This window comes from Actinokineospora sp. UTMC 2448 (assembly GCF_024760565.1).
GTDB classification, from domain to species: Bacteria; Actinomycetota; Actinomycetes; order Mycobacteriales; family Pseudonocardiaceae; genus Actinokineospora; species Actinokineospora fastidiosa.
Genome location: NZ_CP031087.1, coordinates 3,107,996 through 3,134,414, shown reverse-complemented (window position 1 = coordinate 3,134,414; position 26,419 = coordinate 3,107,996). Strand labels below are relative to the sequence as shown.

The window sequence follows — 26,419 nt, the reverse complement described above, 5'->3', positions numbered from 1 at the left end:
GGTTACCCCCAGTCGTTTGCCGCGTCATTCGCGGACGATCTCGAATCCGGCGCACCAGAACGACGCCGTGCCGTTGTCCGGGTCCGTGACCTTGTAGTGGACCCCCTCAAGACCGTCGGCGGAGACGTCGACGATCTGCAGGGTCAGGGCCAGCCACGGCGACGGCGCGCGGAACTCCAGGTCGGTCACGCCGGTGAAGCACAGGCTCGCCCGTGCCCCATCCAGCGTCACCTCCAGCCGCAGGTCCAGTTCGGTGTCGTCACCGCGCTCGACGACGGCGCGGACGATCGTCCAGTCCCCTTGCCGGTACAGCGCGGCGTAGTCCGACAACGCGGTCATCCTGGGTACTCCCCCGGGGCGTGCTTCACGGTTTCCTGGCCACCTTGGCGCCCAGGACCGTACTCGAACTTGTGGTGGTGCACGTCCGGGATGCCCTGCTTGGGCAGGCCCGCGTTGTAGTCGGTCCGGCCGATGAGCCTGCCGTACTGGTCGTAGTGGGCGACCCACGGCTCCACGCGCACGCCGCCGGGTCCTCGGTCGTTGATGTACTCGCCCGTCAGCGTCCGGGTGCCCGGGGTGGTCTGCTTGGGCGCCTTGAACGCCTTGTCGACCAGGTACGCGCCCGGCACGTACGGCTTCTTGCCGTCCGGGTCGGTGGCGTGCGTGGGCTGGTTGGCCGCGTAGGCGTGCAGGTTGACCCCGCCTGCGAAGCCGATCGGGTCCTCGCTGATGAACCGCTGCAGGACGGGGCTGTAGTAGCGGGCCCGGTAGTGGTAGAGCCCGGTGCCGTCGTCCTCGCGGCCGGTGTAGCGGAACGGGTTGCCGAGGTCATCGCCGGTCACCTGGGTGCGGCCGAACGGCTCGTAGGAGTACGCCGCGCCCGCGCCCGACGCGTCCACCAGGGCCACGGTGCTGCCCAGCGCGTCGGTGAGCACGCGCCGCTCCACGCCCCCGGCCTGCCGGGTGTGCCAGCCGTCGATGCCGGAGCTGGTCATCGTGGCCGTGACGGTCCCGTTCACCAGCTCCTGCAGCGGGTTCGGCCCGTCGTACAGGTAGTGGGTGGTGGTCCCGTTGACCGTCCTGCCGAGCCGTTCGCCCGCCGCCGCGTAGGTGAAGGCGGCCGACACGCCCGGCCGGGACAGCCCGGCCAGCTGGCCCCTGGCGTTCCAGGTGTAGGTGGTCACGCCGTCGGAGGTGAGGTGCCCCTCGGCGTCGTAGGCGACGGCCGTCGACCCGACGCTCGTCAGGCGGTTGGCCGCGTCGTACGCGCCGCTGAACGGCTCGGGCAGCAGCCCACGGGAGAACGACCCGCCCGTGCTGACCGGGAGCCCGGCCGCGTCGCGGCCGTAGGTCAGCTCGCCGAGGACCTGCTGGTCCCTGCGGTAGGTGATGCCCGTGACCCGGCCCGCGTCGTCGTAGCTCTGCGTCTGGTGCACGCCCGCGCCGGGCGCGCCGACGCGGGTCGCCAGCCCCCGGTCGTCGCGCACGACGGCGGAGACCACCGTGCCGTCCCGCTCGATCGCGGACAGGCGCTGCTCGGCGTCGTACACGTGGCGCACGGTCGTCCCGCCGGGCACGGTCATGGTCCGGTCGCGGACGGTCGGGCTGTACGAGTAGGACACCGTGCCGTGCGGCGTCGTGCTCATCGTCACCCGGTCGAGGCCGTCGTACTCCGTGCTGACGACGCCGCTGGTCGAGTCCTCGGCCCGGACGGTCCGGTTGGCAGCGTCGTAGCCGTAGTCGACAGCGATCTCCGTGCCGAACTCCGTGCGCGTGCGCCGGTCCAGCTCGTCGTAGGTGTGGGTCGTGACGATCCCACGCCTGCTGGTGTGCTTGACCGCGTTGCCGTGCAGGTCGTACTCGAACGTCTCCACCGCGCCCAGCGGGTCCGTCACCGACGAGACGCGGTCGATGGAGTTGTAGGCGAACACCGTCTCGCCGCCGCGCGGGTCGCGCACCTTGGTGCGGTTGCCGTTGTCGTCGTAGGTGTAGGCCGTGACGCGGCCCAGCGGGTCGGTCACCGAGGCGATGTGGTCGCGCGCGGTGTAGGTGGTGTCGGTGGCCGCGCCGCGCGGGTCGGTGGTGCGGACCGGCCTGCCGATGCCGTCGAACGCGGTCGCCGTGACCCGGCCCAGCGGGTCGGTGATCCGCACGGCGTCCCCGCCGATGTACTCGGTGGTGGTCGCCTTGCCCGCCGGGTCGGTCGTCTTGGTGATCTGGCCGGACAGGTCGGTCTCGAACGCCGTGCGCTTGCCGAGCCGGTCGGTCGTGCCCAGCGGTCCGCCGCGCGCGTCGTACTCGTGCACGGTGGTCTTGCCGTAGATGTCGGTGTGCTTGGTCAGCTCGGCGTGCGGGCCGTTGTACTCGAACCGCTCCGTGCGCGCCTCGGGCGTGCCCGCCAGCGTGACCGTCTCGCTGACCTGCCCGAGGTCGTTGTACGCGTACGTCGTGCGCCTGCCGAGCGCGTCCACAGTGGCCACTCGCCGCACGCCAGCGGTGTCGTACTCGTGGGTGAGCGTCTGGGCCAGCGGGGTGCCGAAGGCGCGGGTGTCGGTGAGGACGCGGCCCTTGGCGTTGAACGTGAACCGCTGCACGTGCCCGCGCGGGTCGGTCATCCGGGTCTCGGTGATGACGCCGTTGACCGCGGTGTAGTCGAAGGTCGTCACGCCGCCGTCGGCCTCGACCTGCCGCTTGACCCGCTTCTCGGCGTCGTACTCGTTCTCCAGGTAGCGGTTGCCGTTCGGCTTGGTGATGGTCTTGAGCAGGCCGTTCTCCCACGTGTAGCGGGTGACACCGCCGTCGGGGCCGGTGACGGTGCTCAGCCGCCCGGTCGAGTCGTAGGTGTAGGACACCCGGCGGCCCAGGTTGTCCTCGATGGCGGCGACGCGCGGCGGGTTGCCGCTGTCGTAGGTGAACTTCACCCAGCGCCCGCTCGGCGAGGTGATCTGGGTGATCGGCCCGTTGAGCCGCACCTTGCCGTCGGTCCACGGCGGCGCGGGCGCGCGGGTGATCGTGGTCGTGTTGCCGAACTTGTCCCGGATGGACTGCATCGGGGCCTCGTCGGCGAGCACGATCACCCGGCCGTCGCGCAGCTCGACGTCCCAGCCGTCGCCGTTCCAGCGCACGGTCGAGCCGTCGTACTCCGTCGGCGTCGGGTCGGCGCGGAACACCGCGCCCGCGTAGTCCGAGCCGGGCGAGACCCGGTGGTAGTGGATCTTCGCGCCGTTGGGCTGGATCAGGTCGAACTGGGAGAAGTCGAAGTTGCCGATCTGCCCCGGCGACCACGGGAACATGCCGTAGTCGAAGTTCGTGCCGACGCCGAAGGGCCGCACGTCCGGGTCGCCCTGCTGGTAGGTGCGCTTGATCTCGATCGGCATGATGTCGTCGACCACCAGGTCGACGGCCTCGTCGACGAGCAGGCCGGTGGCCAGGTCGACCGGGTCGCCGCCGAGCTGGCCGCCGGGGATGGGCGCCTTGGGCGGCGGGTTCATCCCGGGCACCGCGGTCATCGCCCCGGTGAGCCGGTAGAACTTCACGTCGTCGTCCGGCACGATCTGCTTGCCGTCGGCCGAGACCGTGCCCTGGCCGTAGATGTGCCAGCCCTTGCCGTCGGGGTCGTAGTTCCAGAACTGGGTCCGGGTGCCCGGCGGCTCCTTGGTGTAGTTCGGGTAGACGATCGTCGCGCCCTCGGGGAACAGCGTGCCCCCGCCGGGCTGCACGGTGAAGTACACCGGCACCTTGGTCGGCGGCAGCGGGAACGGCGCGCGGTCGATCGGGATGGGCGTGAGGTTCAGCTCGGTGACCACGTTCCCGTCCGCGTCGCGGACGACCGTGCCCTTGGGGATGCGGACCTCGAGGCCGGGGATGGCCTTGGTGGTCAGCACGACGTCGCTGGTGGTCGGGCTGGCCACGCGCACGGTGCCCGCCGGGTCCAGCTCGGGCAGGAACACCGTGTGCGGCAGCACGAGCACCTGGCCGCGGGCGAGGTCGACGCCGATGTCGAACACGCCGTGGTCGCCTGCGCCCCGGCCGTCCACGCGCACCGCGACGTGCCCGGACGGCACCCCGGTGAGCACGAAGCGGCCCTGGTCGTCGGTCGAGGTCTGCTGGTCGCCCACGCTCACCTTGACCCCGGCCAGCGGGGCGCCCGCGGTGCTGAGGACCTTGCCCGCCACGCCGGTGAACCCGAGCGGGAACTGCAGCGGCCGCTCGCGCACGGGCGCGGGGTCGTGGCGGGTGGACCAGCCGTCGCCGTTGAGGTTGAGCGCGTCCGGGCGCCAGCCCAGCGAGTCCGGCTCCTCGCAGCCGTACGGCAGCGCCGAGCCCGGCTCCTCCACCTCCTCGGCGGGGTCGCGGTCGGCAGCCGACGCGCCCGGCCGCGCCGCGCTGGGCACCGGGGCGCAGTCGGGCTGGCGCGGGGTGACCGGCGCGGACGCCGTCTCCGCGCTCGCCCCGGCCGCCGTCGGCGGGACGTACACGGTCACGTCCAGGGTCCCGACCGACCCCGCGGTCGGGTCGAACACCAGGGTGTAGGTGCCCGTCTGCGACAGCGTCGGCAGGGAGAAGTCCAGATAGGACGCCCACCAGTGCCGCGCGACGTAGGTCCCGTCCGGCGCGATGATGGAGTAGTACGTGCCGTAGTTGTTCGGGAAGCCCAGGCCGAGCCGCATCCGCAGCCGCTGGTTGGCCGTCGCGGCGAAGGTGGCCTTGCCGTTCTGCGCGGCGCGGTCGATGGTGATGCGCTTGGCGGTGCCCAGTTCGAGCAGGCCCGCGTCGGCCTCGCCGGACAGCGTCAGGCGCAGGGTGCCCTCGGCGACCGTCGACGGGGTGATCTCCACCCGGTACTCGCCGGTGACCGGGAGCGCGGGCAGGTCGATGCCGAAGCGGGTGTCGATGGTCAGGTTCTCCAGGTTCGCCCCATCGGGCTTGATCACCTTGACCCGGACGTTGGCGAAGCTCGACGGGCTGGTGCCCAGGCTCAGCCGCTCCCCGGCCGTCCCGGTGAACCGGCCGACCACGCGCTGGCCGGGCAGGTCGAGGGTGAGGTCGGTCGGCGTCGCGCCCGCGACCAGCTCGCCGACGTCCCTCGGCTCGGCGGCGACGACGCCGAGCGCGCCGGTCCCGGGCGTCTCGGGGTCGACCTGGACGCGGTAGCGCCCGGTGGTGGGCAGCGTCGGGATGTCGACCGTGCGGTTGCGCAGCCCGATCCGCACGCCGTCGGGCCGGTAGACCTGGATCGACACCTCGCCGGAGATGGCCCGGTCGGTGGTGGTCAGGAACAGCGGGCGGCCCGCCACGCCGTCGTAGTCCAGCCAGACGTCCTGGCCGGGCCGCTCGACGGTGACGTCCTTGACGCTGTTGGTGGCGATCACGCCGCCCTGGACGCCCGTGGACAGCCACACCTTCACCGTGCCGACGGCCTGCCAGCCGGTGACGAACAGGTTGTGCGCGCCGGTCTTGCGCAGGGTGGGGACGTCCCGCGTCTCCGCCCAGCCGGTGCGCACCTCGACCTGCACGTCGTCGGGCTCGGACATGATCGCCGACGGGAACGCGGGCCGGTCGTTCTGCGCCAGGGTGTTCTCGGTGTAGCCGAGGCCGAGCACCTGCCCGGCCGTGCCCTGGAAGGGCAGCCGCACCGACTGGCCCGGCCGCTGGATGCGGATGGGCGTGCCCGGGCCGTCCACCACCAGCGGCTCGCCGTCGATCACCCCGGACAGCCACAGCCTGGCGAAGCCCAGCTCGGTGGAGTCGAACGAGACGGTGACCTTGTGCTCACCGGCCTGCTTGGTCCTGAACACCATCGTCGGCGTGTGCACGCTCGGACGCGACGACCAGGTGTTGTAGCTGCCGTCCGGGTGGTAGACCCGCACGTTGTAGTAGTTGTTCGGCTCGCTCATCTCGGTCAGGCCGAGGCTGAGCCACTCGCCCTGGTTGGCGGTGAACGGGAACTCCACCGTCTGACCGAGCTCGGTGATCTGGAACCCGACGCCCGCGCCGTCCTTGGTGAGCCTGCTGCCGGTCAGGTCGTGCGACGCGGACATCCGCACCGAGCCCGCGCCGTCGTCGTTGGGCTCCAGGACCAGCGCGTAGGTGCCGGTGGTGGGGAAGGCGGGCAGGTCCTGGCTCAGCCGTCCGCCCGCCCACAGGTCCAGCGGGTCGCCGAGCGCCTGCCGGGCGAAGTTGCCGCCGTACGGGGTGAACATCCACATCGCGGAACGGACGGGGATGGTGTTGTTGTCCAGCGTGACGTTGACCCGCTCGCCCGCGATGCCCTCGACGAGCACCAGCGCGGACTTGCCCGCGGGCACGGCGACGTCGACGGCGGGGCTGCCCGCGCTGATCGTGCCGCCGTAGACCAGGCCGGACATCGCGAACCCGCGCGGGGCGACCAGGAACGTGCCCGCGCTCTCGGCGACCCCGCCCGGCGTGCGCACGGTGATCTTCCCGGAGGACGCCGCCTCCGGGATCCTGACCGTGATGCTGGTCGGGCTCGCGGACTGCACCTGGGCGACCGTGCGGTGGAACAGCACGATATCGCGGGTCTTGTCCGGGTCGAACCCGGTGCCGGTGATGGTCACCAGCTCGTCGCGGGTGCCCCGGTCGGTGGAGATCGCGGTGATGGTGGGCGCGGACGTCGCCGCGCTCACCAGGAACGGCCGGGGCGCCGACGCGGTCGTGCCGCGCGTGGTGACGGTGACCGCGCCGTCGGTCGTGCCCGCCGGGACGACGGCGGTGATCCGCGACGCGGTGGCCGAGGTCACGGTAGCGGCGATGCCGTCGAAGGCGACGGCGTTCTCCGCCGGGGTCGTGCTGAACCCGGTGCCGCTGATCTCCACCCGGGCGCCGACCGGCCCGCGCGCCGGGACGACGGCGAACACGCTCGGCGTCGCGGTGGCGTAGCGGTCGGTGCGCAGCAGGTTGCCCGCGTCGTCGTAGTGGAACGCCGCGGCCTCGCCGGTGTCGGTGGTGACGCCCGCGAGCTGGCCCGCGGCGTCGTAGTGGTACTCGCGGCCGCCCGCGGGCGTGCCGACGACGAAGGTGTGGGTGGTGGGCGCGGAGAGCGCGCCGGTGCCGGTGATCTTGGCCCACACGGTCAGCGTGCGCTTGCCCGACCGGACCGGGATGAGCGTGGCGGTGGCCGTGCCGTCGGCGACGGCGACCTCGGTGGGCGCGGCGTCGGTGTCGAGCTGGTAGCGGAACACGTCCGGCGGCAGGCTGCCCACCGCGCGGAAGGTGAACACGCCCGCCTGCCCGAGGCTGCCGTGCGGCTGCCCGTCGGCCGGGTAGTCCACTGAGGACACCTGGGGCGCGTCCGGCACGCCGACCGGGGCGTCGGCGACGGTGAAGGTGTACTCGGTGGGCTGCGACAGCGCGCCGTCGGCGTTGAACGCCCACACCGTCAGCGTCTGCGCTCCCGCCGAGGGCGGGGCGATGCGGGTGTCGACGCGGCCGGTGCCGGGCACGTCCGTCGTCGGGCCGTCGCCGAAGCGCCAGCGGTAGCCGGTCACGGGGACGGTCCCGGTGGGCTGGAAGGTGAACACGCCCTCCCGGCCGGGGCCGCCGTGCTCGCCCTCGGTCGGGTAGTCCACCGACGACACCCGCGGCGCGTCCGGGATCGGCGCGGGCGGGGTGGCGACGACGAACTCATACGTCGTCGGGGCCGAGACGGCGCCCTCCGCGGTGTAGGACCGGACGGTCAGCGTGTGCGGTCCCGCGGTGGTCGGGGTGACCGCGACGAGCACCTTGCCGGTGGCGGCGACGTCGGTCGTGGCGCCGCCGTTGAGCTGCCAGCGGAAGCCCGCGATCGGGACGGCGCCCGCCGTCTTGAAGGTGAACGTGCCCGGCTCGTCGGGGCCGCCGTGCGGCTGTCCGTCGGCCGGGTAGTCGTAGGAGACCACCTGCGGGGCGGTCGGGATGGGCGCGGGCATCCGGTAGGTGACGGCGAGGTTGGGCCGCAGCATCGGCTCGCCCGCCTCGTCGGAGTGCAGCAGCACGCGCTGGCCCGCGCCCGCCTCGTCGCGCACCTTGACCATGAAGCCGTGGTTGGCGGCCGGGTTGTCCACCCAGGCCTGCGCCATCGCGGCGTTCTCCCAGATGTGCCAGGTCGGCCGGTCCTGGATGCCGATGACGTGGTCGGCGGCGGCAGCCGCGTCCCCGCCCGGCGCGGTCCACGGCACGCCGGTGGCCGCCTGGTTCCAGGTGGCCTGGCTCTCGGTGAACGGACGGGTCAGCGGATGGCCGTCGAAGACCGCGCCGCTGCCGTAGGTGTAGAAGCCCCAGATCGACAGGTCGGCGTCGACGACCTCGGTGCCCGGCGGGATGGCGGACAGGTCGTAGCGCACCAGCGCGCGCGACTTGCCGTAGGTGCCGCTGTTGTTGCCCACCATCAGCCACGGCTGGCCCGCCACCTGGTTGTGGTTGGCGGTCGGCAGGTTGGCCGCGATGGTGGTGTCCGCCGTGGCCCGGAACAGCTGGGTGACCAGGCCCGCCTTGGGCGTGCGGGCCAGCTGCGTCGCGCCGGGGACGAGCTGCCCGTCGCGCGACTTGGCGACGACCATGTAGTGATAGGCGTTCCACTGCAGGTCGGGCCGGTCGGCGGGCGTCGGCGCCGCGGTGGTGTCGGTGAACCTGGTGACGCTGCTGCCGACCGTGCCGACGAGCGTGGCCGACGACGGCGTGAAGACCTGCGCCGCCGAGCGGTGCACCTGGTACTCGACGAGGTCGTCGGCCGGGTTCGCCGGGTCCGGGTCGGGGTAGGGCGACCAGGTGAGCTCGGCGCCGGTCGCATAGGTCTTGGCGATCGGGTGCAGCGCGACGCCAGGGCGGCCGTAGGTGAGCACGAGCTGCGGGTTGGTGGGGGCGTCGCCGTTGTAGTCGCCCTCGGCGCCGAGGTAGACCGCGCCGCCGCGGCCGAGCGTGCTCTCGTCGACGGCCTTGACCATCACGCCGTGGTTGGCCGCGGAGCCGGACACCCAGGACTGGGCGATGTTGCGCACGTCGAGTTCGTGCCAGACGCCCGCGACACCGGCCCTGCGGACGGCGGTGGACAGCCCGGCCTCGGCGAAGGCGCTGTGGATCGTGTTCCAGGTGGCGCTGTCCTCCGCCCACGGCCCGGTGATCCGCCGCGCCTCGACGGCGATGTCGCCCGCGTCGGTGTGCAGCTCGTTGTCGTAGTACAGGCGCAGCTTGGCGGAGGCGAGCGTGGTCCCGGCGGGCACGACGGAGGTGTCGAACCTGACCAGGGCGCGGGCCCTGCCCCACGGGTCGGTGCCCACGGAGAGCCGGTAGCTGGCCCCGTCGTTGCGGTCGGGGGTGTCCGACCAGATCTGCACGTCCTGCCCGCCGGTCGAGGTCGGGTCGACGCGGATGGTGGGGTCGATGACGACCGGGTAGGCGCGGGCGGGGTCGTGCAGCCAGTCCTTGTCCGCGCGCACGACGACGGTCACCCGGTCGCCGTCCTGCTCGACGGTCTGGGTGACCTTGTCGCTCCACGCCTTGCCGTGCGGGGACTTCGGGTCGTCGGCGCTGTCGTGCATGAAGGGGGCGGGCATGACGTACAGCGGCGGGCCGTCGCCTGCGAAGAAACCGATGGAGCCGTCGTCCTGGGCGCGGGCGGTGACGCCCTCCGCGGCGACGGTGAACCGGTAGGTCGGGTCGGCGGGCGCGCGGTGGAGGACGATCTCCTCCTTCAGCGCCTCACCGGTGACCTGGTAGCGCAGGTCGGCTCCGTCGAAGGCGTCGGGATAGGTGACGGTGTCGCCGTCGGCCTCCGGGTCGAGAGTGCGCTGTGGACCGTCGATGCCGAGGTCGACCCGGGTGTGGCCGAGCGCGAAGCGGGCCATCCGGCCGCTGTCCTCGCCGAAGGCGGTGTGGAAGGCGTTGTCGGTGTTGGCGTAGGCGAACCCGTCGGCGTCGTGCTCGCGGACGGCGGTGTCGATGTCCCGCCAGGTGTCGCCGTCGCGGTAGTGGCGTGGCCGGGCGGAGACCTCGGCCTCGAACTGGCCGTTGGACAGCTCGAACACCCGCTGCACGGCCGAGCGCCGGTCGACCAGCTCGCGCACGCGGGTCGGCGGACCCGCCTCGGCCACGGGATCGGGCTCGCCGTCGAAGAGCCCGGTGAACGGCAGCGCGCCCACGGCGAGCAGCAGAGCCAGGGCGAGCAGCAGGAATCTAGGCATGCCGAAGACGCGCGTGCGCACGGACCCCCCAGGTCGACGCCGGGCAGCTGCCACCCCCAGGTGACCACGGCACTCCCGGCCCGCGATCACGGTATCCGGCCGGGGACTCCCCGCCTATCGGCCAATCAGGGTACGCACAAACACCGAATTCACATGGCCTGCTTCACGCACTCGACGACGGCCGCCTGCGGCTCCGTGTCCTCGGCGGGCTCCCCCGCGACGAACCGCTCGTACTCGGCGTCGGAGGCGTGCTCGGCGTACCAGTCGGCGATGCAGTCCACCGCGGCCCGCGGGGCGTCGGCCATCCCCGGATCGGCCTTGATCCGCTCTATCACCGCGTCCCGCCGATCCGTGGACGAACAGCCGGACACCAGCATCCCCACGACCGCCACGACGGCGCCGATCCCCCGGAGTGTCATGGGCCGAGCGTACGAGGAACCCGACGGCGGGGCCAGGCTTTCCCGGAAGCGCGATGCCGCTGGCGCTTTGCGGGCGAGCCAACGGCATCGTGCTTCCGACTGTGGACGACCTAAGTAGACACTGGCCGTCCGCTATCGGGCGGCGGCGGCGACCGCGGCGCCGAAGGCGGCCATGCCCTTCGCGTTGGGGTGGAGGGGCGCCGCGGCGTCGGCGGGGACCAGGCCCTCCAGGTAGCGCTCGTCCCAGGGGGCGCAGATGTCGTGGCCGACGGTGATCGCGGCGAAGTCCACGTACACCGCGCCGTGCTTCTCGGCTTCGGCGCGGATGGCGGCGCTCAGGCGGTTCATGACGCCCTGCAGGTAGTCGGCGTCCCGCGCCCACACCGGCTGCCTGGGGTAGCAGCCGCCCTCGCGGATGTACGTGCCGTACCCGGTCACCACGATCCTGGCGTGCGGGGCCCGGCTCCTGATCTCGTCGATGACCGCGCCGAAGGTGGGCGCCCAGGCGGCGACGGCCTCGGCCATGGTGTCGCGCCCATCCGCGGTCATCCGGTCGTGGCAGGACACACCGAGCGGTTCGGGGAGGACGTTGATGCAGCTGAGGGCCGTGGTGAACAGGTCGAGGTCGTTGGCGCCGATCGTGAGGGAGACCAGGTCCGTGCTGGGCTTGAGCGCCTCGTACTGCGCCCGGACCACGCCGAACTGGCGGGTCGCGAGGTGCTCCGTCGTCGCGCCGGAGCACGACACGTCGGTGAGCACCGCGCCCAGGGCCTTCGCCGCGACCGCCGGGTAGTTGCGGTCCGAGCGCAGGCACAGCAGGTTGATGTCCTGGTGCGGGACGAACGGCCCCGCCGCGGCGGAATCGCCCATGGCGACGTACTCGAACCGGTCGTCGGCGTGGGCGCCCGTCACGGACGCCGCCATGGCGCCCATCACCGCCAAACCCGCCACCAGTCGCCTGCCCAACCGCATAGCCACCTCCGCCGCTCACCCGGTTACCGGGAAGTAATGTGGTGGACACATCGTGGCGGCGGGGCGACCGGAAAGCAGTAGGACCCTTCTCAGAGAAATCTCAACGGCATTGTGATTGAGCACTATCCGGACCTCTTTCCGCAGGCCCGTCCGGCCGTGTGATGATGGCTGACCAACTGTCTGCCGAGGATTGGGCGAGGTCCAGAATGGGGCGGCGATCATCGTGACGGATCACAACCGCGCGCTGTTCACCTTCGGGGGACGGCCGGTGTCGGAGATCCTGGCCGCCCTGCTGCCCGACCTGGTGACGGATGTGCTGAAGGAGATCACCGCGCGGGTTCCCGCCTACGCGCGGCTGCCCGGCGAGGAGATCTACGGCGACATCACCAAGGTGACCGAGCACGCCCTGAAGTCGTTCATCGCGATGATGCGCACCGGGGCGCTCCCCACCCGGCAGGAGTTGGACTACCTGCGCGAGTCGGCGGCGCGGCGGGCCGAGGAGGGCCTCCCGATCGACGTGGTGCTCACCGCCTACCACGTCGGCGTCCAGGTGGTGTGGGAGGCGCTGAGCCTGCGGGTCCGGCCCGAGGAGGTCGGCGACGCCATGGCGGTCAACGGGCTGGTCCTGCGGTACCTGGAGCTGGTCACGCCCGCGGTCGGCGCGGGCTACCTGGACCAGCGGCAGGCCATGTACGACGACGAGCGGTCCGCCCGCCACACGCTGCTGTCCGCCCTGCTCACCGGCACGGACGTCCCGGCGGCCGCAGGCCGGGCGGGCATCCCCCTGCCCGCGGCCTACCTCGTGCTCGCCCTCGCCGTGGGCGCCCATCCCGACGAGGCCCGCCCGGGCGTCGACCCGCTCGTCGCCGGGCGGCGGAAGCTGCGCAGGCTGCGCTCGGAGTTGGAGCGGCAGGTGCGGGGCGCGGTCCTGTCGTCGCTGACGCCGGAGGGCGGGACCATCCTCGTCCCGACGCCCGCCGTGGACATCACCGCGCACGAGTGGGACCGGCTCGCCGCCGTCGTCCGCGCGGTCGGCCGTGCCGCCGGGGCGCCGGTCACCGCGGGGGTGGCCGCGGCGGCCCCGGACGCCGTCGCCGACGCCGCGGCGCTCGCCGCGGACGTGCTGGAGGTCGCGGTGCGCTTCGCCAAGCCCGCGGGCGTGTACCGGATCGACGACGTGCTGCTGGAGTTCCAGCTGTCGCGGTCCAGCGAGGCCGTCGACCGGCTCGCCGCGCTCCTGGGCCCGCTGGAACCGGGCGGGGAGCTGATGCAGACCCTGGAGGTCTTCCTGCGCGAGGGAAGCAGGCGGCCGGCGGCGCGGGCGCTGCACGTGCACCCCAACACCGTCGACTACCGGCTCCGCAAGGTCTACGAGCTGACCGGTCTGGACGCGAGCAACGTCGGCCACGCCGGTCTGCTGACCGCCGCCCTCCTCGCCCACCGCGCGGCGGCCGCGAACCCGTGACCCCCTGGGTCAGGGGGCGGTGGGGCCGGGGGCGAGAGCGCCTGCGACGAGGAGGACGGCGCTCAGGCTCAGCACCAGGAGGACGGCGAACAGGTAGTGGCGGGGACGGGCCCGGCCGGGCATGCGGCGCAGCACGACGGTGACGGCGCAGAGGGTGGTCACGGCGATGGGCAGCAGCGCGCGCCAGGCGTGGTCGAGGTTGGTGAGGGGGAGGAACGCGTCCGCGCCGTACAGCGAGAGGATCAGGGCCGGGAGGCCGAGCCCGGCGGCCGCGGCGGCGGCGATCATGTTGAACCGCTGCTGCGCCTCGCCGTCCTGGGCGACGGCGAAGGTGGACATGCTGTTGAGCAGGGAGGTCAGCCGCTCGACCTCCTCGGCCAGCTGCGCGTCCATCGCGGAGCAGTGCGCGAGGGCGGCGCGGTAGGTGCCGCCCCACGGCGTGGGGTCGGGGGCGCCGTTGTCGGTCTTGCGGTTGTGGTGGTAGGTCTCCGGGTCCCACAGCCAGATCCACAGGCCGTCGCGGTGGGCCTCGCAGGCGACGTCCCTGGCCCGGCCCAGCGCGATGGACAGCTCGATGACCTGCGCGAGCACCGGGCGCAACGCGAAGCTCCTGCGTTGCGCCAGGAGGTCGGCGACCTGCCGCTCCAGCTCGTAGCGCACCTCGCGCAGCCGCAGCACCTCGTTGCGGGACGCCTCGGCCAGCGCCTTCGCCGCGGCCACCGCCCGGGCGCGCGGATCGCCGCTGAGAACGTGCTCCGGTCGGGCCAGCGAGGCCAGCAACTCGTCGTCGACCTGGTCGGCGGACACGACGTCCTGGTGCCAGCCGCCCGTTTCCGACCAGGAGTTGTGCAGCAGCAGGGTGACGGCGGCGGAGTCGTCGGAGGCGACGGTGAGCCGGACCATGCCGACCACCAGCCGACGGCCGCCGCGCTTGCCGATCACCCGCACGAACGGCACGGCCAGCACCGCCTCGGCGCCGAGCCGCTCGACGGTCTCCCGGGTCAGGTGGTCGTCGTGCAGCGTGCCCACCTCGGCCGTCACCGTGGCCCACACGCCGTGGTCCCGGACGGGCGGCTCTCCCGCGAGCACGAGGTGCCGATCTGCCTCCGATTGCATGATCGAATCCTAGGGCGGCCTTGATCAGCGCGAGACCCGTTTTGCGAGGCCGTTAGGCCGAATGGGCGCAGCTAAGCACCCTTGCGCACCAACCGGTTGAGGCGGGCGCCGATGTCGTGGTCCATGGGGGTGTCGGCGGGCGCGAGTCCGAGGGTGGCGGCGAGTTTCGGGAGGTGGACGTCCGCGACCGCCTCCACGAGCTCGGTGTGGTCGACCACCGCGCGGCGTATCCGGCGCCACGCGGTGGCCCAGGCGACGACGGCGACAAGGGCGGCGGGCCACCACCAACAGGCCAGGACGGCGTACGCGGCCGCCCATACGGAGAGCGCGACGGCGGAGTCCAGCCGCGTGCGAGCGGTGCGCAACTCGGCGCGGACGTCCTCCGGCAGGACGACCCACAACCGCATCCACACCGACACCAGGTCCACGCCGTACTGGTTGCCCACCCGCGTGGCGGTCGCGGCCAACCGATCACCGGTGAAGGTGGGTCGCACGGGTTCGGCCAACGAGACACGGTCCCGCCGGGCGGACAGCCGCGCCAACTCCCGGTCGACCTCCGGCGACCGCTGATCGAGCGGGACCTCCTGACGCAGCCGCACCACCTCGTCCTGCCACCGCCACCACCGCCCCACACGCCGCGCGACCCCGCGCCTGCCCAGCCACCCAGGCCACGACCCGAACCACAACGGCCGAGCGACCAGTTCAGCCACCGCACCCACCCCCACCCCCACCCCGGCCGACGCGACCAGGACAGCGATCAGCGCCCCCGCCTGCACCAAACCCGACCACCGACTCACCGTCACAGCGACGGCCTCACCCCACGCACGCGCCCCGGCCAAGTCCAACGCCGAACCGTGCCCCCACCGCACCGCCACCACGACGGCCGCGACCAGCAGCAGGCCGGGCACCACCAACCGCGACAACCACCGCTCGGCAAGCTTCTTACCCAACTCATTGAGAAACGGCGTCACCGACCAGCCCTCCCCCACCGCCACCCAACCACCGTCCCGACCAACGGCAGCCCTGACACCACCGACCACAACCACCGCTCAGCGAGCCTCTTACCCAACCCATTGAGAAACAGCATCACCGGCCCGCCCTCCCGCCAACCACCATCGCAACCAACGGCAGCCCCGGCACCACCCACCACAACCACCGCTCAGCGAGCCTCTTACCCAACCCATTGACAAACAGCATCACCGACCAGCCCTCCCCCACCGCCAACCAACCACCGTCCCGACCAACGGCAGCCCTGGCACCACCCACCGCTCAGCGAACTTCCTGCCCGACCCATGCGAAGACGACGTCACCGGTCCGGCCTCCCCCATAGCCAACGGGCCAGAGTCGCGACCAAAAGCAGACCCGCGCACCACCAACCGCGACAACCATCGCGCAGCCAGTTCCCTACCCAACCCATTGAAAAACGGCGTCACCGACGAAACCTGCCCACGGCCAGCGGCCACCGTCGCGATCAAACAGCGCGCCCGGCCCCACCGCGACAGCCAGGGCTCATCGCGCTTCTTGCCCAGCTCATCGAAAAACGGCGTCACCGGCCCGGTCTCCCCCACGGCCCGTGGATCGCCATCGCCGCGGCGGTGCCAGCCGCTCGCGCGCGCTACGACAAGTCCACCGCCGAAGCGTCCCGCAACCACAACGCCCGCCTCGATCAGCACGTCCGGCACCACCAGCCAGCGCTCGGCGAGCCTCTTGCCCAGCTCATCGGGAAACGACGTCACCGGTCCGGCCTCGCCCACAGCCAACGCGCCACCGTCGCGGCAGCGGTGTCCATCCCCGCACCTGCCACTGCCGCATGCAGCGCCGAGCCCTGCCCCATACCGGCCGCCACGACCACCAGCGCGCCCGGCACCGCCGATCGCGGCGGCCGGTGCTCGGTGAGGTTCTTGCCCAGCGCGTTGCGGAGGTGCGTCATGGGTCAGGCCTCCCCTGCCGTCAGGGGGCGGTTGCGGAGCCAGCATCGTTCCTTCGGGATGGGGCCGCCGGGGGCTCTCGGCACCTCCAGTCCGCATGCGCCGTCGGGGCAGCGGTAGGTCTCGCCGGAGGTGGGGCGGGGCAGTGGGGCCAGCATGTCGCCCGCGCGTCTGCCTGGGCCGGTCCCGGTCAGCACGTGAGGTGGTATGCCGAGGCGGGGAAGGACGTGGAGCACGGGGGTGCCCGCGCGGACGCGCTCCGCGGCCTCCTCCAGCGCCGCCTCCGCGCCCTGGGCGCGCGTCACCAGCAGCAGTTCCGGCAGGGCCTGGCAGAACGCCAGCAGGAATCGGCGGTCGTCGGTCACGGGCTCCTCCTCAGGGACCGATGTGGGCCAGGCAGGCCCAGTACAGCGGGGACGAATACTCAGGGGTCCGCCGGAGAAGATCGACCGCGGCGTGCAAGGCGGTGGCCGTGTGCGCCAGCGATCCCGCCTCCCGCAGCAGACGGTGGAACTCGACCGCGGGTTGCGGGACCACCACGTCCTGCACCGTCCACATAGCACCGACGACGTGGCGGTACCCGCACAGCCGCAGCGCCGACGCCAGGGTGATCACCTCGTCGACCAGCTCCGGCCCGGCCGCGGCGGTGTGGCAGGCCGACAGGAACGCCAGCTCGGCCCCGGGCGACCGCCACCTCGCCAGCTCGCGGACCGTGAGGTCCCCGCCGTGCAGGCACAGCGCGCCGTTCGACGGGTCGCTCGGGTCGCGCACCCCGTGGCAGGCCAGGTGGACGCGGGTGTGCGCGCCCATGGCCGCGAGCACCGCGCCCGGGGTCGCGTCCGCGCCGACGAGCACCGTCGCCGGGTCGGTGTCGTGCCCGATCGCGGCCACCTCCTCCGCGACGCCGAGCAGCGGCGGCTCCCCGGCGAACGCGACGCCCAACAGGCCGGTGTCGGGCGCAGGCGGCCGCGTCCGGGCCTCGATCAGCGCGGTCAGCGTGGGGGTGTAGGAGGAGACGACCAGGTCGTGCACGTAGACGCCGTCGCTCTCCCGGTGCGCGGCGTGGAGGGGCAGCAGCGCCAGCGGACCGGTCGGGCACCACCAGAGCCGCTCCGGGAGGACGTCGAACGCGCCCAGGACCGGCCCCGCCACGTTCTTCCACAACCAGCCGAGAGTGCCGGTGATGACGCCGTCGTGAGCCATCCGGGCGGCGAGGTCCGACGCCGAGGCCGACATCCCGTCGACGGCGTGCAGGAACGCATCAGCCCTCCTCGCCACCTCGTCGTGGGTGACCTCCGGCAGCGCGACCACCGTGACGTCGCCGCCGGGACGCAGGATCAGCGCGTCACCGCCCCGGCTGGCGACGTTGACCACCACCACCGGCCCGCCGTCCGCCGCGGTGCGCAGGCGGGCCCAGTCGGCGGGCATCCCGAAGCGCGCGAACCCGGGCACAGCCCGGATCAGCTCGACCACCTCGTCGAACTCCGCCGCCAGCCTGCTGCGCTCCTCGGGAAGCGCGGTGTCGGCGATGAGCGCCGCGCCGACCCGGTCGTACCGCTCGGCCAGTCCCGGCGCGGCCTCGGCCAGCGCCTCCCGCGCGCCGCGCAGCCGCAGCGCCTGGGTCAGCAGCACGCCCCGACCCTGTTCGAGGCGGACGATCGCGTTCTGCACCCGGCCGCACCGCAACTCGGCCCACGCGGCGTCGCAGGCATAGCCGCTGGTGTGGCGCAGCCGCAGCTCCCGCGACCGCCGGTCGAGGGCCAGGCCCGCCGACTTGGGCAGCAGCTCGTCGAGCACGTAGCCGTAGGCGCGGGCCGTCTCCTCGGCGTCGCCGAAGCGCTCGGCCGCGTCGGCCCAGTGGCCGCCCGCATGCAGCCGGGTCCGCAGGTCGTGCGAGGCCGCCTGCGCGGTGTCCCGGAATCCGACCAGCGCCGAGTACAGCTCCTCGGGCCGTCGGGACAGGGCAGCGCGGACCAACGCGACCCGGCTCAGCTCCAGCCGCGCCTGATGCTGGTTGACCCCGTCCACGGGCTCCTCGACCGCGACGGACTCCAACAGCCGGGCGGCGTCGTCGAGGTCGGCCTCCCGGTCCGTCTCCAGCGCGCGCAGTAGCAGCCCGACGGCCAGCTTGATCCGCATGACCTGGTGGTCGCCGGTGCCTGCCACCTCGGCGTCGACGGCGATCTCCAGGTAGCCGATGGCCTCGTCGAGTTCGGCGAGGTCCCCGGTCCGGTTGTAACTGGCCTGCAGCACGGCGGCCAGGTTGGTCAGCGACTTCGGGTGCCCGGGCTCGTGCGGCAGGCTCGCGGCCACGCTGGCCCGCCCCGCGGCGATGGCCGCCGCCAGGTCGTCCGGGTCGTCGGTCTCGATGTGGCGGTCGAGGCAGGCGGAGGCGAGCGCGCTGTTGAGCATCCCCGTGATCGCGCGGTCGTCGGTGGTCTCCAGGGTCTCGCGCAGCAGCGCGATCGACTGGTCGATGTCGTCGGCCTCCCCGGCCAGCTCGAACCGGATGCGCAGCAGCGAGGCCAGGATGTTCCGGTTCAGGTGCCAGTCGGGGTCGCCGGGCCCGGTGTCCACCAGCGCCGCGCGGGTGTCGGCGATGAGCGCGGCCAACTCGGCCGGGTCCTTCGTCCCCGAGTCCAGGTACCGGCTGAAGCGCTGTTTGAGGGGCGATGCCTCCTCGGGCAGCCCCGCCCGCGCGGCGGCCAGCATCCGGAGCATCCGCCTCGGCAGCGGACGGTCGGCAGGCCAGTCGCTCACCGCCCAGCGGATGAACCCCACCGCCTTCTCGAACCGCTCCTTGTCCCCCGTCAGCAACCCCAGCTGCAGAAACAGGGAACCGATGGCGAACAGCATCGAGGGCCGCACGTCGGGATCGAATCCGGCTCTGTCCGCCAGCACGATCAGGCCGACCGCCTGCTCCAGCAACTTGACGTCTCGGGCGCGCGTGCCCTCCACCATCAGCACCGCCCCGGCGCGGTACAGGATCGTCGCGGGCGACAGGAGTGCGGGCGGACTCTCGGCGTAGGCCGATCGCAGCGGCTCGGGGACCGCGTCCGGGCGCACGGCGTGGACCACCGAGAACAGGGCGGCGGCGGCCGCGGCGTCGTGCCGCACGACCTCCGGATCGACCACCGCCGCCCTGGCCTGGTGGAAGCACGCCGACAGGTACACGGCCTCCAGGTCGACGTTCTCCGGCGTCAGGCGATCGTGGGCGAGCAGCAGTGTCCGGGTCATGTTGGCCAGAGCACGCGTCGAGCGCAGCCACTCCGGTGTGTCCGCCAGGAACGGCCGCGCCCGGTCCGGATCGGCCATGCCGTCCCGCACCATCCGCACCGCTTGCGCGGACAACGCCCCACCGCGCCCTGCCTCGACCTGCTCGCTCATGATCATCACATCGTCGGGCACCCCCGCTCCGTATCGCCCGACCGGCCGGAAGATCGCCGACAACCACGGGACGCGCTCGGGATGACCGGACGGGCGTCACGGGTTTCCCGGGTTGAACTTGGAGTAGGCGCCGAAGACCCACCGCGGCAGGGCGAGCCCGGCGATCTGCACGACGCGCTCGACGTCGAAGTCGACCATCCGCTGGGCGCCGGGCACGGCCGCGGCCCGCTCGCCGTCCCAGTCGGCGCGGGCGCGGCCGGTGAGCTGCAGGGTCGCGCCGCGCTCCCAGTCGAGGAACAGCAGTCCGGCCCTCGGGTCGAGTTCGAGGTTGCCCAGGGTCATGAACATCGAGTTGCCCACGTAGTCCGGCCAGGTCAGCCGATCGCCTGCGACGGTGACGAAACCGGGGCCGCCGCCGCGGTGGGAGCAATCAGCGCCCAGGCCGGGCGCGCGGGTGGCGATGAAGAACGTGTCAGCCGCCGTGACCCACGCCCGCTGGTCCGCGTCCAGCGAGGTGGACGTGCGCACGGTCGTCGCGGTCGGCTCGTCCCCGTCGACCACGGTGCGGGTCTGGATGTACTTGGGACAGTTCGCGTAGACCTGCTCGGTGTGCAGGACGAGCGCGCCCCCGCTCTGGCGGGCGCGTCCGTTGATCCGCATCCGCCGCCGGGACGCCGGTTCGATGGCCAGCATCCCGATATCGCGCTCGGTGGCGAACAGGGCGCCGAGCGGGTCGTGGTCGACGGGCTCGCGGTCGACCACGACGGTCCGGCTGCCGCTCGCGCGGGCGAAGCCGGGCGGACCGGCCAGAGGACCCGCCCACACGGCCCCGTCGTCATCGGCCGCGCCGATGACGACGAGCCGCTGCGCGGCGAGGAAGTCGGCGGCCACCGGCGGGATGTCCGCGCCGACGCGCCCGCTGCCCCACGCGCGGGTCATGCCGACCCGCCGCTGCAGTTCGATCTCTCCGGGGTGGTGCACCGCCGCTCCTCGTCCTCGGGTCCGTTCGCTTAGAAGAAGCCGCAGGTCGGCGCGCCCGGCGTCGGGGCGGGCGCGGCGTCGGCGCCGCTGGGGGCGTAGATCTCCAGCCGGACGCCGTCGGGGTCGTGGAAGAACACGCCGCCGGAGGACGCGCCCTCGCCGTGCGGCACGACGCCGTCGTGCCGGATCTCCACGCCCAGTTCGCGCAGGGTCGCCTCCGCCCTGCGCACGTCGGCGATGTCCGGCACCTCGAACGACATGTGGTGCAGGCCGGGCCGGTCGGTGGCGAACACGCCCGCGCTCTGCTGCCACAGGGTCACCAGCAGCGCGCCGTCCCTGCCGAGGAAGGCGAACCGGCGGTCGCCGTCGGCGCTGGAGCCCAGCACGTCCAGGTCGAGGACGCGGCGGTAGAAGTCGGTCGAGCGGTCGAGGTCGGTGACGTTGATGCCGACGTGTCCGGCCTTGAGAGCGGTGGCGCCCATCGGGTCCCTCCAGTGTTCTAACGCTTGCAGGCGTTGCTTCCGTTAGATCAACCCTCGCACGTCCTCTAACGCTTGTCAACGATCTATCCGTTAGAACTCCTCACGCTTGCCCAGCGCTCTACCATTAGAAGACCGAGGGAAGGTGCGTGATGGCGGACGAGATCGCCGATCTGCTCCCGGACGAGCCGCTGCCGATCCGGCTGATGAACACGGTCTGGGCCGACCGCGACGGCCGCCACGACGACCTGGCCACGGCCGCGGGTCTGCGCCGCTGGCTCCCCGGCGCGGGGTTCGAGCCCGCACCGAAGGCCGACCTCGCCGCGTTCGTGCGCCTGCGCGACGCGCTGCGCCGCATCGCCGCCCACGTGACCGCCGACAGCCGCGAGCGCGCGGCGTCGGCGATGGCCGATCTCGACGCGGCGATCGCCGAGCTGAACTCCGTCGCGGTCGCCCGGACGCCCGTGCTCGTGCGCCGGGACACCGGCCTCGTGCTGGACTGGGAGACGACCGCGCGCGGCGCGGAGCACGCCCTGGCGGCGATCGGCCTGGCGGCGGCGCACCTGTTCACCGGGGAGGCCGCCACCGCCCTGCGCGCCTGCTACGGGCCGGGATGCGTGCTGTACTTCCGGAAGGACCACTCGCGTCGGGAGTGGTGCTCATCCGGCTGCGGCAACCGGGCGCGGGCCGCCCGCCACTACGAGCGGCACCGCGCCGGTAAGTCTACTTAGGACACGATTAGAGGATCGGCAGCAGGACCCCGCGTTCGGACGCCGGGCGCGGGCCCAGGATGCGGCGCTCGGACTCGGCGATGAGGACGTCGTTGATGCTCGCCTCGCGGCGGCGCATCCGCCCGTCCTCGGCGAACTCCCACAGCTCGTTGCCGTAGCTGCGCCAGTGCCGCCCGTCGCGGTCGCGGCACTCGTACTGGAAGCGGACGGCGATGCGGTTGCCGCGGAAGCCCCAGAGCTCCTTGCGCAGCGCGTAGTCCAGCTCGCGGTCCCACTTCCGCCGCAGGAACTCCACGATCTCGGCGCGGCCGGTGACGTGCCGGTCGCGGTTCCGCCACACGCAGTCCTCGGTGTAGGCGAGCGCCACGCGCTCCGGGTCGCGGGTGTTCCAGGCGTCCTCGGCCGCCTGCACCTTGGCCAGCGCGGTCTGCTCGTCGAAAGGCGGTCGCATCCGGGATCTCCCTCTGTCGGGTGGAGAACGATCGTTCTCTGGGCTACCGTAGAGAACGATCGTTCTCGTTGCCCATCGGAGGTGCTGTGGATCACGACGAGGCCGCGCTGCGGGTCCTGGACGCCGCCGACGCGCTGTTCTACGAGCGCGGCGTGCAGGCCGTCGGCATGGACGCGATCCGCGCGGCGTCCGGCGTGCCGTTCAAGCGCCTGTACCGGTGCTACCCGTCGAAGGAGCGCCTGGTCGCCGAATACCTCCGTCGACGCGATCAGCGGTGGCGGCGCAGGATGGCCGACTTCGTCGACGAGAGGACCGATCCGGCCGAGCGGGTGCTGGCGGTGTTCGACTGGCTGGGCCGCTGGTTCGCCGAGCCCGGCTTCCGCGGCTGCGCGTTCGTCAACTCCTTCGGCGAGTTCGGCGCGCCCTCCGTCGTCGCCGACATCGCACGCGAGCACAAGGACGCGCTGCGGCACTACCTCGACGGGCTGGTCGCCTGCCTTCCCGTGGACGCGCGGCTGGCCGAGGAACTCCTGCTGCTCATCGACGGCGCGATCGTCTCCGCCTCCATCATGCGGAACCCGAACGCCGCCGACAGCGCCCGGGCGGCCGCGTCCGCCCTCCTCGTGGCCCGAATGGCGCAGTCCACTGCGCCGTAACCACCCGATCCGGGGCTGTCCGGGGTAGCCCGACCAGGCCGACAATCACGCAATGGCCAGCGAAGGCGACACCGGCGGTGCGTGCCCCGTCCTGATCGTGGGAGCCGGGATGTCCGGCCTGGCCGCCGCGCGGGCGCTGCGCGACCTCGGCCATCCCGTCACCGTGCTGGAGGCGCGGGACCGGGTCGGCGGCCGGATCTGGACCGACGAGCACGGGGTCGACCTCGGCGCGCACTGGATCCACGGGACGGACGGCAACCCGATCACCGAACTGGTCGACCAGCTGGGCATCCCCTACAGCTATGTGGGCGGCGACAGCGCCTATACCGGCGGCTTCGACAACCTGGACCTGTTCGGCGCGGACCACCGCAGGGCGAACCACCGCCGCAAGAGCCGCACCCTGGAGCTGGTCGACGACGTGCTGCACGAGCTGGAGCAGCGGGCCGAGCGGGCGCGCAAGGAGCAGCAGCCGGATATGCCGCTGTGCGCGGCCGTCACCCAGATCATCGCCCAGCGCGGGCTGTCTCCCGACGACGAGCAGGCGGTGCGCTACCACCTCAACATCATCCTGCGCGAGGACGTCGCCGAGGACATCGACAAGCTGTCCCTGAAGTACTGGGAGGACGGCTACCTCGTCTACGGCCACGGCGACAGCATCCTGCACCAGGGCTACCAGTGCGTCGTCGACGCCCTCGCCGAGGGACTGGACGTCCGGCCGGGGCACGTGGTCACCGGGATCGACACCCGGGCAACGCCGGTGCGGGTCACCACGGACCACGGGGTGTTCGAGGCGGACAAGGTGCTGGTGACCGTGCCGCTCGGCGTGCTCAAGGCGGGCGTGGTCCGCTTCGAGCCCGAGCTGCCCGAGGCGAAGCGGTCGGCGATCGCCCGGCTGGGCTTCGGCACGCTCAACAAGATCGCCCTGCACTACCGGGAACCCTTCTGGCCGACCGAGCAGTACGTCTTCGGCTACCTGTGCCGCGACACCGACCGCTACCCCACGGTCGTCATCAGCATGTGGAAGTCCCACGGCAAGCCGATCCTGGTGATCCTGCTGGGCGCGTCGCTCGGCCGGGAGCTGGAGTCCTGGTCCGACGCGGAGGTCGCGGACTACACCACGACTATTGTCCGCGACATCTTCGGCGACCACGCGCCCGAGCCCGAGCGCATCTCGCGCACCGCGTGGTCCGCCGACCCCTTCGCGCGGGGCTCCTACACCTGCATCGGCGTCGACGCCTCGCCCCGGGACATCGCCACGCTCGCCGAACCGGTCGGCGACCGGCTGTTCTTCGCGGGCGAGGGCACCAATCCCTACCACTGGGCGTGCGTGCACAGCGCGTACGAGTCGGGCAGGCGCGAGGCCGCGCGGATCAGCGGGAACTCCGCCGTCTACACCCCGCCCAGCGCCGGGAAGTCCCGCCGACAGTCGCGCAACACCGACCGGATGCTGCGCTTCGTGCGGATGCGGATGACGCACATCACCGAGCGCGAGCTGACCGAGCGGGTGGCCTGCCTGCGGGAGAGCTTCGACCCGCACGGCGTGCGGGTCCTCGCCGCGCTGGCCCCGTCGGAGCTGGAGACGCTCGCCTCGATGTTCGACGAGATCCCGTACGCGGCGGGCGACCCGATCTGCCGGGAGGACGGCGTCGCCCACGGTGTGTTCCTCGTCGCGAGCGGCCAGGTCGAGGTCGACTTCGGCGGCATCTACGAGCGCGCGGTGCTGGGCCGAGGGGCGCTTCTGGGCCTGTACGACCTGTTCTTCGACGCCCGCACCACCTCCGTCACCGCCCTTGGCGACGACACCGTGGTGTGGTACCTGGACCACTACCGCTACCAGAGCTTCCTCTACGCCTTCCCCGACGTCATGATGGTCATGATGTCGGACCTCGTCACGCGCTGGGAGCAACTGGAGACGGCGCTCAACTCCGCCACGCTGCCCACCGCGCGACGGGAGACGGGAACAACCCGGGTCTGGACCTGACCGCGGTCCGACGAGGAGGCCGGTGTGGCCGGACGGAAGCGGCGAACCCGAGCGGCCGCCCTCGTGGCCTGCGCCTTGGCGGCCACGGCGGCGCCGGTCCACGCGGAACCCGATGCGGCTATCGCGCGGTGGGTGGTCGACAAGGACGCGGGCGAGCTGAGCGCTCTGCTGGCGAGCGGCAGGGTCAGCTCGGTCCAGTTGGTCAGGGCGTACCTGGCGCGGATCGACGCGTACGAGGAGGCATACGGCGACCAGCCCGGCGTCAACGCGGTCATCCGCGCGGACCCGACGGCGATCGCCGACGCCGCCCGGCTGGACGCGGAGCGCCGTCGGGGACACGTCCGCGGCCCGCTGCACGGGATTCCCGTCCTCATCAAGGACAACTACGACACCGGGGACCTGCCCACCACCAACGGCTCGCTGGCGCTGGCGCGCTGGCGCACCCCGGACGACGCCGAGCAGGTCGCGCGGCTGCGCGCGGCGGGCGCGGTCATCGTCGCGAAGACGAACCTGCACGAGTTCGCCTCCGGGATCGAGACCGTCAGCTCGCTCGGCGGCCAGACCCGCAACCCGTACGACCAGTCCCGCAACCCCGGCGGGTCCAGCGGCGGCACGGCCGCGGGGGTGGCGGCCGGGTTCGGCGCGGTCGGCCTCGGCTCGGACACCTGCGGCTCCATCCGGAATCCGGCCGCGCACAACAGCTTGGTCGGGTTGCGCCCGACCTCCGGGCTGTCCAGCCGCGACGGCATCGCGCCCATCTCCGCCACCCAGGACGTCGGCGGGCCGCTCGCCAAGTCGGTCGGCGATGTCGCGCTGGTGCTGGACGCCACCGCCGGGTACGACCCGGACGACCCGTCGACCGCGGCGTCCATCGGACGCGTCCCGCGCACCTACACCGCGGCGCTGGACGACACCGCGCTCAGGGGCGCCCGCATCGGTGTGCTGACCGACTATCTGGACAGCTCGGCGGCCGCGAAGGCGACGACGGCGCTGATCCGGGCGGCAGCGGCGGACATGGCGGCGCAGGGGGCGGTCGTGGTCGAGCTGCCCGCCCAGCCCGCGCTGATGACGGCCGTCGACGCGTCCAGCGTGTACGGCGACGAGTTCGAGCGCGATCTCAACCGCTACCTGGCGGCGCCGGGCTCCCGGTTCCCGCGCCCGCTGGCCCGGCTGGAGCCGCCCGCCGACATCGTGACCCTGGACGACATCATCGCCTCCGGCCAGGTCGATCCCGTTGTGCTGGAGCGGATCAAGAGCAGGCGGGACAGGCCGTCGGGCCCGTACTACGAGCGGTTGGCCCAGCGCGCCCGCGCTCAGCACCTGCTCCAGGCGCTGCTGGCGGACAACGACCTCGACGCGATCGTCTACCCGACGGTCCAGCAGCAGGCCGCGCCGATCGGCGTCCCGCAGGCGGGCAACCGCCCTTGCAACCTCGCCGCGAACACCGGCTTCCCGGCACTCACGGTCCCGGCGGGCTTCACACCCGACGGCCTGCCGGTGGGCGTGGAACTGCTGGGCCGCCCCTTCACCGAACCGACCCTGCTCGGCCTCGGCTACGACTACGAACAGGCCACCCGACATCGCAGGCCGCCCACCAGCACTCCACCTCTCCCCTGACCCCGGCGTGACCGCCGCGCCGATCGAGCACCGGACCCGGCGCGGTCCGCGAACCCCG

At 72.7% G+C, this 26,419-nt stretch carries 18 protein-coding genes; 5 read left to right on the top strand and 13 right to left on the bottom strand.

Going from position 1 to position 26,419, the window contains the following annotated elements; all coding sequences use genetic code 11:
* Window positions 1-24: 24 nt before the first annotated feature.
* The 4 genes from Actkin_RS14540 to Actkin_RS14525 form a co-directional block, all read right to left on the bottom strand.
* The gene (locus Actkin_RS14540) at window positions 25-339 is read right to left on the bottom strand and encodes a PIM8 family immunity protein (RefSeq protein WP_189214131.1); all 315 of its coding nucleotides are present in this window, start codon (window positions 337-339) and stop codon (window positions 25-27) included.
* A complete protein-coding gene (locus Actkin_RS14535; RefSeq protein WP_258907612.1) occupies window positions 336-10,199 on the bottom strand; it encodes a DNRLRE domain-containing protein in 9,864 nt (3,287 codons plus the stop codon). Before Actkin_RS14535 ends, Actkin_RS14540 begins: the two co-directional genes overlap by 4 nt.
* A 128-nt stretch (window positions 10,200-10,327) precedes the next feature.
* The gene (locus Actkin_RS14530; protein ID WP_258907611.1) at window positions 10,328-10,597 is read right to left on the bottom strand and encodes a hypothetical protein; all 270 of its coding nucleotides are present in this window, start codon (window positions 10,595-10,597) and stop codon (window positions 10,328-10,330) included.
* A gap of 132 nt (window positions 10,598-10,729) precedes the next feature.
* The gene (locus tag Actkin_RS14525) at window positions 10,730-11,569 is read right to left on the bottom strand and encodes an SGNH/GDSL hydrolase family protein (RefSeq protein WP_258907610.1); all 840 of its coding nucleotides are present in this window, start codon (window positions 11,567-11,569) and stop codon (window positions 10,730-10,732) included.
* A gap of 223 nt (window positions 11,570-11,792) precedes the next feature.
* Here Actkin_RS14525 and Actkin_RS14520 point away from each other — a divergent pair, with 223 nt between their 5' ends.
* Complete coding sequence (locus Actkin_RS14520) at window positions 11,793-13,034, top strand: PucR family transcriptional regulator (RefSeq protein WP_258907609.1); 1,242 nt, start codon at window positions 11,793-11,795, stop codon at window positions 13,032-13,034.
* Window positions 13,035-13,043: 9 nt separating this feature from the next.
* On the opposite strand, the gene Actkin_RS14515 is transcribed toward Actkin_RS14520, so the two are convergent.
* The 8 genes from Actkin_RS14515 to Actkin_RS14480 all read right to left on the bottom strand — a co-directional run bounded on the left by Actkin_RS14515 (window position 13,044) and on the right by Actkin_RS14480 (window position 20,928).
* Window positions 13,044-14,150: a hypothetical protein gene (locus tag Actkin_RS14515; RefSeq protein WP_258907608.1), complete on the bottom strand. Its 1,107-nt coding sequence runs from the start codon at window positions 14,148-14,150 to the stop codon at window positions 13,044-13,046.
* A 71-nt stretch (window positions 14,151-14,221) separates the two neighbouring features.
* Window positions 14,222-15,145, bottom strand: coding sequence for a hypothetical protein (locus tag Actkin_RS14510; RefSeq protein ID WP_258907607.1), 924 nt, complete (start codon window positions 15,143-15,145; stop codon window positions 14,222-14,224).
* 201 nt (window positions 15,146-15,346) lie between these two features.
* Window positions 15,347-15,904 carry a hypothetical protein gene (locus tag Actkin_RS14505; protein WP_258907606.1) on the bottom strand — a complete coding sequence of 186 codons (558 nt, stop codon included), beginning with the start codon at window positions 15,902-15,904 and terminating at the stop codon, window positions 15,347-15,349.
* Window positions 15,883-16,080 (bottom strand): hypothetical protein, encoded by a 198-nt coding sequence (locus Actkin_RS14500; protein WP_258907605.1) that lies wholly within the window; start codon window positions 16,078-16,080, stop codon window positions 15,883-15,885. Before Actkin_RS14500 ends, Actkin_RS14505 begins: the two co-directional genes overlap by 22 nt.
* Before the next feature lie 3 nt (window positions 16,081-16,083).
* Window positions 16,084-16,443, bottom strand: coding sequence for a hypothetical protein (locus tag Actkin_RS14495; protein WP_258907604.1), 360 nt, complete (start codon window positions 16,441-16,443; stop codon window positions 16,084-16,086).
* Between the two features lie 10 nt (window positions 16,444-16,453).
* Window positions 16,454-19,486: a CHAT domain-containing protein gene (locus Actkin_RS14490; protein WP_258907603.1), complete on the bottom strand. Its 3,033-nt coding sequence runs from the start codon at window positions 19,484-19,486 to the stop codon at window positions 16,454-16,456.
* A gap of 75 nt (window positions 19,487-19,561) precedes the next feature.
* Entirely contained in the window at window positions 19,562-20,446 is an 885-nt protein-coding gene (locus tag Actkin_RS14485; protein WP_258907602.1) for a pyridoxamine 5'-phosphate oxidase family protein, read from the bottom strand.
* 29 nt (window positions 20,447-20,475) lie between these two features.
* Entirely contained in the window at window positions 20,476-20,928 is a 453-nt protein-coding gene (locus tag Actkin_RS14480) for a VOC family protein (protein WP_258907601.1), read from the bottom strand.
* A 149-nt stretch (window positions 20,929-21,077) separates the two neighbouring features.
* Here Actkin_RS14480 and Actkin_RS14475 point away from each other — a divergent pair, with 149 nt between their 5' ends.
* The gene (locus tag Actkin_RS14475) at window positions 21,078-21,656 is read left to right on the top strand and encodes a CGNR zinc finger domain-containing protein (protein ID WP_258907600.1); all 579 of its coding nucleotides are present in this window, start codon (window positions 21,078-21,080) and stop codon (window positions 21,654-21,656) included.
* A 7-nt stretch (window positions 21,657-21,663) separates the two neighbouring features.
* On the opposite strand, the gene Actkin_RS14470 is transcribed toward Actkin_RS14475, so the two are convergent.
* Entirely contained in the window at window positions 21,664-22,107 is a 444-nt protein-coding gene (locus Actkin_RS14470; RefSeq protein WP_258907599.1) for a nuclear transport factor 2 family protein, read from the bottom strand.
* An 86-nt stretch (window positions 22,108-22,193) separates the two neighbouring features.
* Between Actkin_RS14470 and Actkin_RS14465 the strand changes: the two genes are divergently transcribed.
* Genes Actkin_RS14465 through Actkin_RS14455 form a run of 3 tightly spaced genes read left to right on the top strand, consistent with a single transcriptional unit; the run spans window position 22,194 to window position 26,361 of the window.
* Window positions 22,194-22,763, top strand: coding sequence for a TetR/AcrR family transcriptional regulator (locus tag Actkin_RS14465; protein WP_258907598.1), 570 nt, complete (start codon window positions 22,194-22,196; stop codon window positions 22,761-22,763).
* 52 nt (window positions 22,764-22,815) lie between these two features.
* Entirely contained in the window at window positions 22,816-24,744 is a 1,929-nt protein-coding gene (locus tag Actkin_RS14460) for an FAD-dependent oxidoreductase (protein ID WP_258907596.1), read from the top strand.
* A gap of 24 nt (window positions 24,745-24,768) precedes the next feature.
* Window positions 24,769-26,361 (top strand): amidase family protein, encoded by a 1,593-nt coding sequence (locus Actkin_RS14455; RefSeq protein ID WP_258907595.1) that lies wholly within the window; start codon window positions 24,769-24,771, stop codon window positions 26,359-26,361.
* Window positions 26,362-26,419 lie beyond the last annotated feature (58 nt).

What these genes read in the sequence shown, in the direction of transcription:
- Actkin_RS14540 (WP_189214131.1), bottom strand. Translation starts at nt 339, where the DNA reads ATGACCGCGTTGTCGGACTACGCCGCGCTGTACCGGCAAGGGGACTGG.
- Actkin_RS14530 (WP_258907611.1), bottom strand. Translation starts at nt 10,597, where the DNA reads ATGACACTCCGGGGGATCGGCGCCGTCGTGGCGGTCGTGGGGATGCTG.
- Actkin_RS14525 (WP_258907610.1), bottom strand. Translation starts at nt 11,569, where the DNA reads ATGCGGTTGGGCAGGCGACTGGTGGCGGGTTTGGCGGTGATGGGCGCC.
- Actkin_RS14515 (WP_258907608.1), bottom strand. Translation starts at nt 14,150, where the DNA reads ATGCAATCGGAGGCAGATCGGCACCTCGTGCTCGCGGGAGAGCCGCCC.
- Actkin_RS14500 (WP_258907605.1), bottom strand. Translation starts at nt 16,080, where the DNA reads ATGACGCACCTCCGCAACGCGCTGGGCAAGAACCTCACCGAGCACCGG.
- Actkin_RS14480 (WP_258907601.1), bottom strand. Translation starts at nt 20,928, where the DNA reads ATGGGCGCCACCGCTCTCAAGGCCGGACACGTCGGCATCAACGTCACC.
- Actkin_RS14475 (WP_258907600.1), top strand. Translation starts at nt 21,078, where the DNA reads ATGGCGGACGAGATCGCCGATCTGCTCCCGGACGAGCCGCTGCCGATC.
- Actkin_RS14470 (WP_258907599.1), bottom strand. Translation starts at nt 22,107, where the DNA reads ATGCGACCGCCTTTCGACGAGCAGACCGCGCTGGCCAAGGTGCAGGCG.
- Actkin_RS14460 (WP_258907596.1), top strand. Translation starts at nt 22,816, where the DNA reads ATGGCCAGCGAAGGCGACACCGGCGGTGCGTGCCCCGTCCTGATCGTG.